This is a genomic window from Oceanobacillus aidingensis (genome assembly GCF_042654105.1).
Lineage (GTDB): Bacteria > Bacillota > Bacilli > Bacillales > Amphibacillaceae > Oceanobacillus > Oceanobacillus oncorhynchi.
This window is the reverse complement of record NZ_JBHSFT010000001.1, coordinates 501,838-516,107: the sequence shown is the minus strand read 5'-3', so window position 1 is coordinate 516,107 and position 14,270 is coordinate 501,838. Positions and strand designations below refer to the sequence as shown.

The window sequence follows — 14,270 nt, the reverse complement described above, 5'->3', positions numbered from 1 at the left end:
TTAGCTTTCAGAAGTCAACTTCTGACTTATTTTTTAAGAAAAACGAGGTTGTCTTTCTTCTTTCGTACTGGTTGTTTTGTTCAGTTTTCAAAGAGCAATTTGTTTCTGTCGTTTTTAGCGACAAGATATAATTTATCATGTTTCGTTTTTGTTGTCAACACTTTTTTTAAAGTATTTTGTCGAAATAATTTCGCTTTATTTCGTTTGCTTCCGACAACAAAAATTAATATACCATAGAAAATAGAGAAGGGCAATACCTTTTTATAAAAAAATGACTAAACAAATCACTTTTTCTATTTTCTATGTAAAAATGATTGTAAAACCGCAGACTGAGCATCGTCATTTTAATCAGGATGAACAGTTCCAGTCACAATCAGTAAATGTGATACATAATTACAACGCTTTTAGCCGGAATGTTTCATCAGTAATAGTTTTGGTGAAACAAGTAACCACAAAAAGCTCCTTCTGTCTCCTCTCAATTTTAACATTATCTCTGCAAAATATACCTATACCATATATAACTTGCCGTTTCTTTCCTTCGCCAACACATCCGCTGCTCCTCTGGATACCAATTGTCTTTAAAAGAATATTGCAAGCTTGTACATATCTCTATAAACAGAACATATACATAAACTAGAACGAATTATTTCGCACTACTACAAATGCTTGTCATGGGTTGTACTACATTAAAAAAGGAGGAACAAAAGTGAATCACTTCTACACAATTCGTTTGAACCGGAAGAAAATTATATTAAGCACCGTGATTGTTTTAGCAGCAGCCATTCTTATTTGGACGCAAACTCCTTCTATTATGGCTATGTTCACGAAGGATGAGCCTGCTGCTCTTTCAAAAGGGAATGAAGATTTAGAAGATGTTGCCGTCACCTTCAATATCAGTTGGGGAGAGGAAAAAGTAGAAAGCATTCTTGAAGTACTGGAGAAAGAAGAAGTACAAGCTACCTTTTTCGTCAGCGGAGAATGGGCGGAACGTCATCCGGATTTATTAGAAGCAATTTCTGAAGGCACACATGAAATTGGGCTGCTCGGCTATCGTTATAAAAGTTATTTAGATCAGGAACCAGAACAAATAAGACAAGATTTAATAAAAGCACAAGAGGTTATGGATAAATTGGGGTATGAAGATATTCGCCTTCTCCGCACACCTCATGGCCATCTGAATGAAGAAATCATCGAATTGGCAGAAAGTATGCAATTTCAGGTTATTCATTGGAATGTCAACCCGGATGATTGGGAGAATCCCGGAGTAGAATCAATTATTGATGAAGTCATGGAGCAAACAGAAAATGGTGATATCATCCTGCTACACGCTTCTGATAGCGCCAAACAGACTGCCGAAGCTTTAGAGACAGTTCTTCCCGGCTTGAAAAACAAAGGGTATGGTTTAATTACTATATCGGAAATGGTCAACCAGGCAAAAGCAGATACGGAACTTATTGATTAATCCTTGTTTCCATTTCTCAATTCTTCCTCTTTCATAAGGAATTTCATTCACAAATTTAGACTTAGGCGATGAGCCGGTCTTTTAAATATAAATTATCAACACAGACGTAAACGTGAAAGGCAGCTCCCCTCATTATCTGAAGAGGAGCTGTCTTTTTATCATATAGAAGAAACAGCTTCGGCATACTTTTACATAAATCAGATAAAGCAAGCTGACAGAGCTCTTCCATGGTAAGGAAGGAAGGGCTCTGAGACTTACGCTTTCTTCGTTTGCCCTTTTTTTGGATTTGATGCCGATTTTTGCTCCTTTTTCGGTTCTTTTTCCACAAAAGGCAAGCGATGCAGCGTTAACATCTGGTAGGTGTTGCATACTAATAGCGGAACAACCATTAACCAGGCATAATCTGTACCATCTACCATTAAGCCGGGAACCCATTCGACAGTTGTAAAAACAACCATGAAAAAAAGTGCTGGAATAAAAGCTGTCGAATTCGTCCCTTTTGCTTTTATCTTTGCTACAATCCAGCCAATCAAAAGCATCGCAGCAGCAATCAATATAAACCAATAAATTGCTACCTCTCCATCTGTGGCGCGATATGGAAAATAGACCAGATCAAATAAAATAAAAATAATCAAACCAACCTGCACAGTAGGCCAGTATCCTTTAAAAACATTCAGCCCCATCCGATTCACAAATAAATATGCAAAGAAACCTGTCATACTTACCGCCGCAAAAGTCAGGCCAAGCCCTAAAAAGAAAACAAATACCCCAAATAACTCCATTGCATCAAACGGAGACATATATGTAAGATATTCCTCCGGCCGTATAAAAAAGCTCGCAATTAATCCAGCAAGCCCGCCAAGCCAGAATGCTTTCCAAAAGAAATTAACCAATATTCTTGTGTTCAATTCTTCACCCCCTAAAGAAGTAACCACTGGTATTTTATCATGAAGTGACCTATTTTTCTTCATTGCTTGTGTATATTTTGTTAAATTATCAAACATATTAAGAGTGTAGATTATATTCTTATCACTGAAGAAGTATCAACGACTGAAACACATGATTATTGCGGAAAATGTTGATTTTTGGCACCTGAGGCCAAGCTAATGTAATCCCAACCTGAAAATAAATTCATGAAAAAGGTATACTTTCTGATTCCATGAAGAAAGGAGCGTAAATTATGAAACGTCACCTGTCCATTCTATTTCTACTCCTATTGTTTTGCTTTATCTCTGCTTGTGGAAATAATGATGAATCCCGTGAAGCAGAATACGAAACCACGAAACGAATGGTTGTCGATATCCTGCAGACTGAGGAAGGCAAAAAAGCGTTAAAGGATATACTAAACGATGACGAACTGCAGGAAAGCGTGGTTATTGAATCGGATGAAGTAAAAGAGGCAGTTACAAAAGCTTTATCATCTGAAGACAGCAAGGAAAACTGGAAAAAAATGTTCCAAGACCCTGAATTCATACAAACTTATGCGAAATCCATCTCCGCAGAACAAAAGAACCTGATGAAGGACCTGATGCATGATAGTCAGTTTCAAGAGCAAATGATTGAGATATTAAATAACCCTAAGGTGGATGAGCAAATGCTTTCTATCATGACGAGCCAAGCATTCCGTGCTCATTTGGAGAAAACAATTCAAGAAGCGTTTCAATCTCCATTATTTCAGGAAAAGATAGATCAGGCATTAAAAGAAGCTGCCAAGCAAAACGCTTCCGGCGGTGGTGGAGAAAATAGCGGAAATTCCGAAGAGAATAAAGAAGAAAAGAAAAACGAAAACGAAGGCGCAAATTCATCCGGTTAAGGAATTACTGCATGCATTTCTCTAAAACAAATAGGGTGCTGTTTATCTAAACAGACACCCCGTTTGTTTGCACCCCTATTCCTCTAATTTCGCAATGATTTTGGCAGCTACCTTATGATACTCTTTGCCATTTGGATGGTCCTCCTGGTAAACAGACGGCGCGAATTCATCCTCTTCTTCATACGGCTGTTGTAGTGACAATTGACCAAGAACCTTTGTTTTCAAAACATCGGCAAGCTTCTTACCTCCGCCTTTTCCGAAAACATATTCCTTCTCACCGGTTTTCTTGCTTTCAAAATATGCCATATTCTCCACAACACCAAGGATTTCATGATCTGTTTTCAGAGCCATTTGTCCCGCACGAGCCGCTACAAAAGCTGCGGTCGGATGAGGTGTTGTTACAATAACCTCTTTACAAGATGGTAAGAGTTCATGGACATCCATTGCGATATCGCCTGTTCCAGGTGGTAAATCAAGCAATAGATAATCTAATTCTCCCCACTCTACTTCTGTGAAAAAGCTGTTTAACATTTTCCCGAGCATCGGTCCGCGCCAGATAATTGGCGAATTATCTTCCACAAAGAATCCCATGGAGACGACTTTGACACCAAAGCGCTCAACAGGAATAATCTTTTCTCCGCGAACGACTGGTCTTTCCTCGATGCCCATCATATCCGGTACACTAAAGCCATAAATATCTGCATCAATTATTCCTACTTTTTTGCCTAGACGCATCAAGGAAACAGCTAAGTTAACGGTTACAGTTGATTTACCAACACCGCCTTTTCCACTTGCCACGGCGATAAATTGTGTATTAGTGGCGCCGCTGATCAGCGTTTCTTCTTTTTCTTTTTCTGCTTCAGACTGATATTTCTTCACTGTTTCATCAGGAAGCTGTTCAAATCGGAGACCAACTGTATTGGCACCATTCCGTTTTAAAACACCAACAATTTCTTGCTGCATCTGCATCTGCTCGCCAGTATTCATCTTGGAAATTCCAACCTTGACACTGACATGCTTCTTCTCTTCCTTAATGGTAACAGAAGTAATCGCGTTCAATTCCTTCAAGTTTCTATGTAAAAAAGGATCCTTTATAGAGCTGAGTAACTCAATAACCTCTTCTTGTGTTAACATATTTTCACCATCCCTTATGAATCTGTCCAAGTGCAAGTATAACATAAAACGAAACTTCATTCAGTTGGTTTGCTCTTTAACCAACTGAATGTTAGCTTGAGTTAATCAGGAAATGCAGCGTCCGTTTTTCTCCATCTATTATTTACATTTCTTTTCTGTCCCTCGTTGGAGAAATTACGGACGCTCATGCTGCGATAGTATTTATCCATAAAAAAGACCTGACATCTGCCAAAGCCTCTTCACGGGTCAAAGTTAAAAAGCCATCGTCATCCTGGCACTGTTTACTCACTTTCCTCTGCCTGCGGTTCTTCCGTAACGTAACGCAAGATTCCTTCATAAATACTAGCCGCCATTTGTCTCTGATACGTATCATCTTTTAATAGCTCCCGTTCTACCTCATTCGATAAAAAACCAATCTCTACTAACGCACCAGGAACCTCTGCATGCTTTAATAAATACATTTGGTCAATCGCAAGGGGCTGTCTATCCGTATTTTCTAAATTACGGATAATTTCCTCCTGAATCATTGTCGCCAGATGTTCTCCCTCCTCAAACCTTGGGTAATAAAAGGTCTGAGCCCCATGCCACTGGGAATCAGGTAATGCATTTAAATGGATGGAAATAAAAAACTCAGCTTCTTTCTCCTGAATAAACGCTAATCGATTTCGTATATCCTCTGATTTACGATTAGCCAGACCGCTTGTCCCCTCCGCTGCCAGATCCACATCCTCTTCACGCGTCAAATGAACAATCGCACCATGCTGCATCAAATAAGACTGCACAATTTTAGCTACAGACAGTGCAATATCTTTTTCAACGGTGCCGTCTGATCCTACCGCGCCGCCATCTGGTCCGCCGTGCCCCGGATCAATAACAATCACTTTTCCGTTTAACGGCATCGACCACGTAGAATTAGAAGAATTAATTGCTTGTTTGGTGGGATACTGTAATAAGAAAATAAGTAATAATAAACCAAGAAACCAGAAGGCCTGCTTTTTCTTTTTAGACATATTGTCTCGTTCCTTTCGTTCCCATCTTCAGGGATGTATTTTGGCACTATCCAGAAATAGTCGATATAAGGATGGCAATAATACATGTTAGTAACCTTTTACCGGGACGAGCAGCCGCTGTCTCAAGCTAATCTGAGAAAAACGGATTCTTCACACGTTCTGCTATTACAAAGCTGTTTCCTACAGCATGTACAAACGTTAAGGAATATAAACTGCCAAAGCCTTTATTAAAATTTATGGGCGCATCCTTAGGTTTATGACTTATCTTTTGTAGTATGCTAAAATAAAAATAAATGTTTGAAACTGTTCCTCATGTGATATTGTATATTTAGGAATAATGATTCGGAGGTATGATTATGGCTGATTGGATATTAATTGTATTAGGTATTGGAGCTGTTCTGATTGGACTTGGTTTATTGGCGGTAGCTGCTTTTCTTTTTCTAAAATTAGGAGGGGCGGGCAAACTCATCGCAAGTGCTCAAAAAACAACGGATCAACTGCCGGAGCAAGTAGAAGGCATCACCTCGCAAATAACAGATGTCCTTAAAACAGGAAATGAAACCTTGCAGCAAGTGAATCAACAAATCAAGGAATTATCTCCTTTATTCTACTTAGTTGGTGATGCAGGACGAGCTACACACAACCTGTCGTCGTCTGTACTTAAAACAGCAAATCAATTACAGGAAACTACAGAAGAAGCAAATATGACGATAGCCAATAAAAATTTGCAAGGCATTTATGGCTTAGCTACTATTGGATATTTTCTTGTAAAACAGAACAGAAAGTAGCTCCATTCAAAAACGCTTGGAACAAAGGTTCCAAGCGTTTTTTTTACTTTTCTTCTGCAATTCTATTTTCTACTTCCTGCCGTATCTCCTGAAGCTCTGTCGATTTTTGAAAACCATCATGATACAGACGCTGTTCAAAATCACGCAGACGAGTTAATAATGACGGATTTTCTTCTAAATTTCGTTTCTTATCTACATAAGAACTTGCTGCCCAGCCTAATACAGCACCAACAGCTGAACTGACAACGATACCCGTTTTAGATCCTTTATTGCTCATGGGTATATGCCCGTTTCTCGCGTTTTAAATCCCGCTTTTTCTTTAACCAATAATAACCAAGGGCAACTCCGCCATACACGCCGCCTAAGTTGTTTTTACCGGAAACTTCCTGACCAACTTCTGTTTTTGTTTTTACAGAATCCGTTACATCCACTAAGGAAGAAGATAGCTTCCGTGTTGCATTCCCAACATCACCAACGATATAAAACAGCGGGCTCAGCTGCTCCATCTTGTTATTAATATCAGCTAAAGCCTGGTTACTTTCATGCATAATACTTGTTGTCTCTTTTAAAATACCATCCATTTGCTCCGGTAATTGCTGTACTGTCTTATCGACGCCGCTTAATACACTTGCTAAGTTATTTAATAAATGAGCAATAAAAATAGCTAAAATAACACTTGCGACTCCAATAATAATGACGCCGACTCCGATTAATGTCATTTTACTTCCTCCCTCGTCTGGTTGACTTTATTTGTTTTACCTGCCTGGTAACTTTTATAAATCTGCATCGCAGCTTCACTCCACGTGATACCTTTCATTGCCAGATTTAATTTTTCTTCCAATTTCGCATCATCCAATGCTTGTCGTTTCACTTTATAAGCTTCATTTAAGCTCTGGACAGAGGTGCCTACATCTTCTAAAGACCCAAAGACACTGTCTGTTGCCTGCAGCTTCTCGTGCGTATCATCAATTAAATGGTTCACTTCTTGTAAGGATGTCGAAATTTCAGGTGTGATGTGATTCATTTCTTCTTCCATTTTTACGACTGATTTGCCGAGCGAACGAATATTATACGTAAGCCGATTTAACATAAAGGCTATATAACAACACACGACCGCAAACGCGATAGCAACAAGTAAAATCCCTACGGAAATAATAGGCATATGTAAAAAACCCCTCCTTCTTCAAAATATAAGCGCGTATAAGTTTGGGCTTGAATATTTCTTATCTAAGAACAGCTGCACCCGGCTCCTGCTTGTTCAAAAGGACCAAATGGCCTTGCCGATTCTCTTCGATTGCCGCCCATATTTCTCAATTTTTTCAATCAGACTTTTTGAATAGCCTCTTTAAACAATATTATACCACCTGCCAAAATAAATAAAACGTTTCTTCTTTATAATATCAGAAAACCCGGCATTCGTTAAAGGGAGTCATACAAGTACATGGTATTTTCTTCAAATTCTTTGCCCACTGACGCACAACTCTTCAGGCAAACAAACGCCTCCCCAGACAATCTTCCTGCGGTGATGAAAATCATCAAGGCTGGTGTTCGTCTTCTGTCATACGTACAGAAAGTTATCTTATTTCCCATTTACCAAGATTACATCTCTTCATTTTTGGGTATAGAATTTACATACCTTCATCTTTCCCTAATCGTTATGGATATATTTATTCCATTTTTCAGGGACTCCCTCTAAAATGGAAAGGTATGAAAAAATTTTATTGGAGGCGACTATGGATATTAAACAATTCGGCAAAGATTTTATGAAACGTTTCACCGAAAATAATACGACATTACTTGCAGCTGCGCTTGCTTATTATTTTCTATTAGCCGTCTTCCCGCTTCTTATCGTTGGCTTTGCAATTATCCCTTATTTTAACATAAGCCCGGAAGATGCTGTCGAGTTCCTCGGCTCCATCTTACCGCAAGAGCTTGCAGCAACCTTTGAAGAAAATATTATCAGCTTGGTAGAGACCCCCCGCGGCGGATTATTGACTGTCGGGATTTTAGGTACAATCTGGTCTGCATCCAACGGAATCAATGCTTTCATTAAGGTATCCAATCAAGCATTTGAAGTGGAAGAAACCAGATCATTTATTAAAGCCCGCGGAATAGCTATCCTGCTGACTATCGGCGTACTGTTAGCGGCCATTTCATCTATCATTTTGCTTGTATTCGGAGATGCTATTATCAATTTCTTGATTTCCTTTATCGGCATCAGCGAAGGCACCGGGTTTATTCTGCAAATCTCACGTTTAGTGATGGTCATTGTAATTGTTACCATTATTTTACTCGGCTTATATCGTTTTGCGCCCAATAAACGGCTTCCTTTCCGCCATATTTTACCTGGAACATTAACAGCAAGTATTTTATGGCTGGTGAGTTCTTTTGCTTTTTCCATTTATGTATCTAACTTCGGCAATTACTCTGCAACGTATGGAAGTCTTGGAGGAATTATCATTCTGATGATCTGGTTCTTCTTAACAGGTATTATTCTTCTGGTAGGCGCGTTATTAAATAGTATGTATCACCAGAAAAAAATAGATGATGCTACAGAAGCCAAAAAAGAAACGGCAAGCAGTAAGGAAGTCTAATGGAAAAAACCAAAGTCTGTCTTCTTGATATAGAGGATCGACTTTGGTTTTTATTGTAGTTTAGAAAAAATCTGCAAGATACGGATGTTTTTTCTTAGGGAGATACGTATCCAGCTTTATCATATTTTCTAATTCACCTGAGATAAACGCCTGCTGGTAAAGCTGCTCCAAGGTTTGTTTCCCTAACAAAATCATCGTTAATTGTTGAATTGTCACCGATGCTGTCACATTCTCTCCTGCCGTCTCCTCTGTTTTTTCTGCATAATGTGATCCGTTTTGAAAATAAATCTGATAAACGCCACTGTTTTCTTCCAAAACGCCATCTTCCACTTTCAATCTAAAGCTTTCTTCCTTTTCTGCCGGCGTCAAAAATGGATATACCTTTAGAAAGGCTTCTACATCAACAATTCTTGTCATAAAATATGGCTTTTGTTCTTGCTTTGCTCTCGGCTCTTCCAGAAAAAGCGGAAATAAATCATCATCCGGCAGTGTCATCTGTACTTCCTTTGCCATTGAATCATGATTAGCAATAAACTGAAGCAGCCGCTTTTTACTTTCCGGGGTAACCGCAGCCCATTCATCGATGTCCAGCTTACTATTCTTTACCTGATAACGGACATATCCGTCTGCCTTGCCCGCATCATCATAACTAATCGCTGTAATTAATTCTTCTTTACTGAAAATCTTGTGCTCCCACCAATGATTATCGCGTACCAGCATCCCTGTATACTGTTCGGTATAAGCATGATAAACCTCTTTTAAAATCGCTTCTTCACCCTTTTTCATCCGACGCACACAGCCTGTTATATCCTTGTATTTAGGCACATGTTCCATTGGAATTGTAAACTGCATTTCATTGATGGTCATTTCCCAGCCAAACTTCCGGTAAAACGGGACACTGAATGGCGCCAAATAAGAAACAAGATAACCTGCTTTTTTCATTTCACCTAGAGCGTGGATAAGCAGCTGCCGAACAGCTCCTTTCCTCCGATACTCCGGCCAAGTTGCCACAGAGGCAATGCCCCCTGTTTTGATAACCTTGCCATGGATACGTGTTTCCAATGGAATCAGATGGACCTTTGCAGCAAGATTTTCTCCTTCCACCCAGCCCCAAACTGTTTCATTCTTTTTTGCTTCTTTTTTCTTTTCTATTTCTCCTGGTGCGGGTGTAACTTGAAAGGCAAAAGCGGACAGATCATAAATTTCATCATTGGTTACTGGAATTTGTTTAATCATAACAGTCCTCCTCTTTGACGGATAAAATGAAACTTCATTCAGTGAAAATGATACGGGCGATTCCTCTTTTAAAGCCAATTATTTCTTCTGCTGGCGGTACAAATCAATCGATTTATACCCTTGAGACAAAATATCAAGCATTTGCTGTTTACGCTTGTCACGTGTTTTTTGCTGTTTCGCGGAAAAAAGATAGCGCGCCCAGTCTTTTTGATAGCCAGGTGTCAGACTCTGATAAAATGAAAGCACCTCAGGAAATGCTGCCAATAACGCTTCAATATCTTTCACATTCTCGGCATAATCTGCTACGCGCTGGCTCGACGAGGCGGATTTCTTCTCTTTTTGCTTCTCGCGTTTTAAGCCAATTACGGTAAACACGTCATCCATACTTACCATACGGGCAAATTTCAGATCACTTCCTGACACATACCCTTCTTCGTCCACCTTCATAGCGGGGAAAATCTCATCTCTATGGATAGAGGTTGTATACCGCTTATTTCCCTTTTTAGGGTAGGCAAAAAATAAATATCCTTTGGGAAGCAGTAATTGCTGCTCTAAAATTTGATTTGTATATGTAATCATCTCATCCAACGTTTCTACAAAAATAAATATCGCATCATGCTCTTGTTGCAATGCTTGATTTGATTCCGTGAATACACCATAGTCATTCGGCTGATTAATAACAGCCATACTGTTGTATTTATGAAGCTTTAATTTATCTATAATTGACATAATATTCACTCCCTGCCTTATGTAAATATATCATTTTTACCAAGAATCAAGAAAGCATATTGATGGGCAAATACGGTGTTCTCGTTCTTTTCTATTCAGTAAAGCACATTATCATTTTTCTCTAATTTCAAATGTTCAACCATAAAGGATACGAGTGTATCTAACGGGTTAATAATCGGCTTCGATGAATTACCCTCCACCTGCCGGGATGCCTCAACCATAGATAATTGCGCAACAGAAATAATTTTATTATTATCCTTTGTCATTTGATTTAAGAACTCGGAAATTTTTTGATTATATTCTTTTTTCATCCCCTGCATGATCAAGTCAAAAGTATCATAGATAATTTTAACTTCTATATCTAACGGTTGCTGATGACAATCTGCATGCTGCTTCAGACGTTCCATCGTCCCTTTAACAGTTGCAGGGTTTGAAAAAAGAATAACCTGAGGCTGATCTATCTGGCAAATGGAATCAAAAAAAGGTTCATCGATTTTTATAATCGGCACAGCTATAGAGAGCTGGTCTTTCTTTAAAAGGCCTATATAATTTGTACAAGTAATAAGGATGGCATCGACATCACATTGAGCCATCCACGCTATTTGTTCATTGACTTTCTTTCAATTCGATATTAAATTCGGAAAGTACATCATCCAAATATTTTATATTGGAGTAATGAGCGTGTAAACATCCCATTCTTTTTCTCATCGTTATCCCGCCCCATCTTATTTTTTCATGCTGCTTACTTTACACGGAGTGATATTAAAAAGTCCCGGAATCAACCAATTGACTCCGGGACATCATAGCATTATTAAAAATCAAACATCTTTCTCACAAATTCATTAAAACCATTGTGAATGGAATACACCATCTTTATCCTTACGCTCATACGTATGCGCACCGAAATAATCGCGCTGCGCCTGGATTAAGTTAGCTGGCAGGTCCTCTGAACGATAGCTGTCATAGTAAGCAATCGCACTCGCGAACGTCGGTACAGCAACACCATGCTGCACAGCTAAAGAAACAACCTTACGAAGAGACGCTTGATATCCTTCAACAATCTCTTTGAAGTATGGATCGAGCATCAGGTTTGGCAGATCTCCATCGCGATCATATGCTTCTTTGATTTTTTGCAGGAAGTTTGCACGGATAATACATCCGCCGCGCCAAATCATTGCGATATCGCCATATTTCAAGTCCCAATTGTTTTCTTCAGACGCTGCACGCATTTGCGCAAAGCCCTGTGCGTAAGAAACAATTTTACTCATGTAAAGCGCCTGACGAATTGCTTCCACAAGCTCTTCTTTGCTCTCAGATACTTCCGTTTTAGCAGGACCGGAGAACACTTTGCTTGCTTTTACGCGCTCGTCTTTTAAGGAAGAAATAAAACGTGCAAATACAGACTCTGTAATTAATGGAAGCGGCACACCTAAGTCCAGGGCATTTTTGCTTGTCCATTTTCCAGTACCTTTTTGGCCCGCTTTATCAAGGATCACTTCCACTAACGGTTTGCCCGTTTCCTCATCCACTTTTGTGAAAATATCTGCTGTAATTTCAATTAGAAAGCTGTCTAGCTCTCCTTTATTCCACTCTTTAAACACTTCATGCAATTCTTTTGCATCTAAGCCGACCACATTCTTCATTAAATCATATGCTTCAGCGATTAACTGCATATCTCCATATTCAATTCCATTATGAACCATTTTCACAAAATGTCCTGCACCATTTGGTCCGATATACGTTACACATGGTTCGCCATCTACTTTAGCAGAAATTGCTTCAAAGATTGGAGCAACTAAATCATATGCTTCTTTTTGTCCGCCAGGCATCATAGAAGGTCCTTTTAATGCGCCTTCTTCCCCGCCGGATACACCAGTTCCAATGAAATGGATACCGGTTTTATCTAATTCCTCATTACGGCGCATCGTATTTTCATAAAGTGTATTTCCTCCATCAATCAACACGTCGCCGTCTTCTAAGTATGGCTGCAGGGATGCGATAGTTGCATCTGTCGCTGGTCCAGCTTTCACCATAAGCATTATTCTGCGGGGCTTCTCTAAAGATTGAACAAAATCTTCAATCGTTTCGGCACCATAGAAGTTCTTCCCTTTTGCTTCGTTTGCCATAAATTCTTCTGTTTTCTGGTAGGTACGGTTGAAAACAGATACAGCGAAGCCACGGCTTTCTATATTTAACGCAATATTTTTACCCATAACAGCTAAGCCAATAACACCAATCTCTTGCTTCATATATACTCGATCCTCTCTGCCTAAAAATTTAAAATGAACCTTTTCCTATTATAACGGATTTCTTCTAAAGAAACCAAGTCCCACGCTATTTTTTCTCAATACTATGATAACTTGGCCGATTTTTTGACAGAGAAAAATCACCAATCCGCAGCATCACATCAAACTGCGAATCGATGATTTTTCTAGTTACACACAAAGCTCCTTAGCATCCGCAAGGGCCTTGCGGCGGACAAGGATGATGCGGCTTTCCGCACATAACATGCTGTTCTTTAATATCATTTACAACAGATTCTGTATGAGGGAAATAGTGTTTGTGTGTTGTCATATGCTTATTAACATTTGTAGTGTGACTAGGATGGACATGCTTTACCTCAGTATTAGAAACGTTTGTTTTAACGTATTGCTTTGTTGGAGATACTTGTGTTGGGCCTTGTTGTGTAGGTGATACTTGTGGTGCACAGTATTCTGGCTGCATTTGTTGCTGCGGCATTTGCTGCATTGGCATTTGCTGTGGCATTCCATTGCAATTCCCATTCATAGAAGCTCCTTGTACCTGTTGATTTTGGTTCCCCCAGCCTTGATTAAATTGTCCTTGATGATGTTTGTTACTACCTCTCACCGTAAAGGACCTCCTTTCCATTTCTTTAATCTTTCTCTATAGACTATGTGTCCCCCCCGTACTCGGTTTGATATAATAACCTATTTTTCAGGAATTTCTCTTGGATTCTTATTTAAGTGGCGATTCTAAAAAGGAACAGAGAGCTTTATTCTCCTGTTCTTTGTATGAGAGAGGGATTAGGATAAAAGTGTCAGATTAATTACATCCAAAATCGGGAAACTTTATACAATAGAAGCGTCATATTTAGTTCAGTTACTGGAGTGATATAATGGAATTTTTAACAGGATACTTACCAATCATGCTTGGCGTTGCCGCTATTCTCATATTAATAAGTATATTTGTGAAAGAGAAACGGATTGTTCCACCGATGGTTGTCAGTTCAATCAGCCTTATTTCTATCTTTATCAGTTATTTCTTTGAGGGGGAAGATGCCGCTCTTATCGGCAATATCAGTCTGGCTGCCTTTATCAGTTCCGTCATTGTTCTGATTATAATGACAGCTATTTCCTGGTCTCGTACACGTCCAAAAGCATAAGATTGGCTGCCTATTACAGCAAGTCCGGCTGTGAAAATATTGCTTAAACAAAAATCCCAGAATGTCTTCCGTTCAAATAATAGAAGACATCCTGGGGTTTG

15 protein-coding genes and 1 pseudogene are annotated in these 14,270 nt (G+C 39.2%); 5 read left to right on the top strand and 11 right to left on the bottom strand.

Annotation, left to right across the window (positions count from 1 at the left end; all coding sequences use genetic code 11):
- The first annotated feature begins 706 nt into the window (after positions 1 to 706).
- Positions 707 to 1,462 (top strand): polysaccharide deacetylase family sporulation protein PdaB, encoded by a 756-nt coding sequence (pdaB, locus tag ACFO3P_RS02580; protein ID WP_256705517.1) that lies wholly within the window; start codon positions 707 to 709, stop codon positions 1,460 to 1,462.
- 254 nt (positions 1,463 to 1,716) lie between these two features.
- On the opposite strand, the gene ACFO3P_RS02575 is transcribed toward pdaB, so the two are convergent.
- Positions 1,717 to 2,370 carry a KinB-signaling pathway activation protein gene (locus ACFO3P_RS02575; protein WP_193064229.1) on the bottom strand — a complete coding sequence of 218 codons (654 nt, stop codon included), beginning with the start codon at positions 2,368 to 2,370 and terminating at the stop codon, positions 1,717 to 1,719.
- 272 nt (positions 2,371 to 2,642) lie between these two features.
- Between ACFO3P_RS02575 and gerD the strand changes: the two genes are divergently transcribed.
- On the top strand, positions 2,643 to 3,275 hold the full coding sequence (gerD, locus tag ACFO3P_RS02570) for a spore germination lipoprotein GerD (RefSeq protein ID WP_042531002.1): 633 nt from the start codon (positions 2,643 to 2,645) through the stop codon (positions 3,273 to 3,275).
- A gap of 75 nt (positions 3,276 to 3,350) precedes the next feature.
- Here gerD and ACFO3P_RS02565 read toward each other — a convergent pair whose 3' ends face one another.
- Together ACFO3P_RS02565 and cwlD are read right to left on the bottom strand one after the other, a co-directional pair.
- A complete protein-coding gene (locus tag ACFO3P_RS02565; protein WP_042531000.1) occupies positions 3,351 to 4,409 on the bottom strand; it encodes an Mrp/NBP35 family ATP-binding protein in 1,059 nt (352 codons plus the stop codon).
- A gap of 281 nt (positions 4,410 to 4,690) precedes the next feature.
- Positions 4,691 to 5,419 carry an N-acetylmuramoyl-L-alanine amidase CwlD gene (cwlD, locus tag ACFO3P_RS02560; protein ID WP_042530998.1) on the bottom strand — a complete coding sequence of 243 codons (729 nt, stop codon included), beginning with the start codon at positions 5,417 to 5,419 and terminating at the stop codon, positions 4,691 to 4,693.
- 356 nt (positions 5,420 to 5,775) lie between these two features.
- Between cwlD and ACFO3P_RS02555 the strand changes: the two genes are divergently transcribed.
- The gene (locus tag ACFO3P_RS02555; RefSeq protein WP_042530996.1) at positions 5,776 to 6,207 is read left to right on the top strand and encodes a DUF948 domain-containing protein; all 432 of its coding nucleotides are present in this window, start codon (positions 5,776 to 5,778) and stop codon (positions 6,205 to 6,207) included.
- A gap of 43 nt (positions 6,208 to 6,250) precedes the next feature.
- Here ACFO3P_RS02555 and ACFO3P_RS02550 read toward each other — a convergent pair whose 3' ends face one another.
- From ACFO3P_RS02550 to ACFO3P_RS02540, 3 genes are read right to left on the bottom strand one after another with little or no spacing between them, the layout of a single operon-like run.
- On the bottom strand, positions 6,251 to 6,484 hold the full coding sequence (locus tag ACFO3P_RS02550; RefSeq protein ID WP_042530993.1) for a hypothetical protein: 234 nt from the start codon (positions 6,482 to 6,484) through the stop codon (positions 6,251 to 6,253).
- On the bottom strand, positions 6,474 to 6,926 hold the full coding sequence (locus tag ACFO3P_RS02545) for a DUF948 domain-containing protein (protein WP_042530991.1): 453 nt from the start codon (positions 6,924 to 6,926) through the stop codon (positions 6,474 to 6,476). Before ACFO3P_RS02545 ends, ACFO3P_RS02550 begins: the two co-directional genes overlap by 11 nt.
- Positions 6,923 to 7,369, bottom strand: coding sequence for a DUF948 domain-containing protein (locus ACFO3P_RS02540; protein WP_193064228.1), 447 nt, complete (start codon positions 7,367 to 7,369; stop codon positions 6,923 to 6,925). The genes ACFO3P_RS02545 and ACFO3P_RS02540 overlap by 4 nt, the downstream gene beginning before the upstream one ends.
- A 571-nt stretch (positions 7,370 to 7,940) precedes the next feature.
- Here ACFO3P_RS02540 and ACFO3P_RS02535 point away from each other — a divergent pair.
- On the top strand, positions 7,941 to 8,801 hold the full coding sequence (locus ACFO3P_RS02535) for a YihY/virulence factor BrkB family protein (RefSeq protein ID WP_193064227.1): 861 nt from the start codon (positions 7,941 to 7,943) through the stop codon (positions 8,799 to 8,801).
- Positions 8,802 to 8,861: 60 nt separating this feature from the next.
- On the opposite strand, the gene ACFO3P_RS02530 is transcribed toward ACFO3P_RS02535, so the two are convergent.
- From ACFO3P_RS02530 to ACFO3P_RS02510, 5 genes and pseudogenes are all read right to left on the bottom strand, one after another.
- Positions 8,862 to 10,037 (bottom strand): GNAT family N-acetyltransferase, encoded by a 1,176-nt coding sequence (locus tag ACFO3P_RS02530; RefSeq protein WP_193064226.1) that lies wholly within the window; start codon positions 10,035 to 10,037, stop codon positions 8,862 to 8,864.
- A 78-nt stretch (positions 10,038 to 10,115) separates the two neighbouring features.
- Positions 10,116 to 10,766 carry a YdeI/OmpD-associated family protein gene (locus ACFO3P_RS02525; RefSeq protein WP_042530983.1) on the bottom strand — a complete coding sequence of 217 codons (651 nt, stop codon included), beginning with the start codon at positions 10,764 to 10,766 and terminating at the stop codon, positions 10,116 to 10,118.
- A 95-nt stretch (positions 10,767 to 10,861) separates the two neighbouring features.
- Positions 10,862 to 11,474: pseudogene (locus tag ACFO3P_RS02520) on the bottom strand (hypothetical protein).
- Positions 11,475 to 11,608: 134 nt separating this feature from the next.
- Positions 11,609 to 13,015 (bottom strand): NADP-dependent phosphogluconate dehydrogenase, encoded by a 1,407-nt coding sequence (gene gndA / locus ACFO3P_RS02515; RefSeq protein ID WP_042530979.1) that lies wholly within the window; start codon positions 13,013 to 13,015, stop codon positions 11,609 to 11,611.
- Between the two features lie 202 nt (positions 13,016 to 13,217).
- Positions 13,218 to 13,634 carry a CotD family spore coat protein gene (locus ACFO3P_RS02510; RefSeq protein ID WP_379542134.1) on the bottom strand — a complete coding sequence of 139 codons (417 nt, stop codon included), beginning with the start codon at positions 13,632 to 13,634 and terminating at the stop codon, positions 13,218 to 13,220.
- A 268-nt stretch (positions 13,635 to 13,902) separates the two neighbouring features.
- Here ACFO3P_RS02510 and ACFO3P_RS02505 point away from each other — a divergent pair, with 268 nt between their 5' ends.
- Positions 13,903 to 14,169, top strand: coding sequence for a hypothetical protein (locus tag ACFO3P_RS02505; protein WP_042530976.1), 267 nt, complete (start codon positions 13,903 to 13,905; stop codon positions 14,167 to 14,169).
- The last annotated feature ends 101 nt before the right edge of the window (positions 14,170 to 14,270 follow it).

Coding starts and splice junctions, on each gene's coding strand:
- gerD (WP_042531002.1), top strand. CDS start 2,643: ATGAAACGTCACCTGTCCATTCTATTTCTACTCCTATTGTTTTGCTTT.
- ACFO3P_RS02565 (WP_042531000.1), bottom strand. CDS start 4,409: ATGTTAACACAAGAAGAGGTTATTGAGTTACTCAGCTCTATAAAGGAT.
- cwlD (WP_042530998.1), bottom strand. CDS start 5,419: ATGTCTAAAAAGAAAAAGCAGGCCTTCTGGTTTCTTGGTTTATTATTA.
- ACFO3P_RS02555 (WP_042530996.1), top strand. CDS start 5,776: ATGGCTGATTGGATATTAATTGTATTAGGTATTGGAGCTGTTCTGATT.
- ACFO3P_RS02550 (WP_042530993.1), bottom strand. CDS start 6,484: ATGAGCAATAAAGGATCTAAAACGGGTATCGTTGTCAGTTCAGCTGTT.
- ACFO3P_RS02545 (WP_042530991.1), bottom strand. CDS start 6,926: ATGACATTAATCGGAGTCGGCGTCATTATTATTGGAGTCGCAAGTGTT.
- ACFO3P_RS02540 (WP_193064228.1), bottom strand. CDS start 7,369: ATGCCTATTATTTCCGTAGGGATTTTACTTGTTGCTATCGCGTTTGCG.
- ACFO3P_RS02535 (WP_193064227.1), top strand. CDS start 7,941: ATGGATATTAAACAATTCGGCAAAGATTTTATGAAACGTTTCACCGAA.
- ACFO3P_RS02530 (WP_193064226.1), bottom strand. CDS start 10,037: ATGATTAAACAAATTCCAGTAACCAATGATGAAATTTATGATCTGTCC.
- ACFO3P_RS02525 (WP_042530983.1), bottom strand. CDS start 10,766: ATGTCAATTATAGATAAATTAAAGCTTCATAAATACAACAGTATGGCT.
- gndA (WP_042530979.1), bottom strand. CDS start 13,015: ATGAAGCAAGAGATTGGTGTTATTGGCTTAGCTGTTATGGGTAAAAAT.
- ACFO3P_RS02505 (WP_042530976.1), top strand. CDS start 13,903: ATGGAATTTTTAACAGGATACTTACCAATCATGCTTGGCGTTGCCGCT.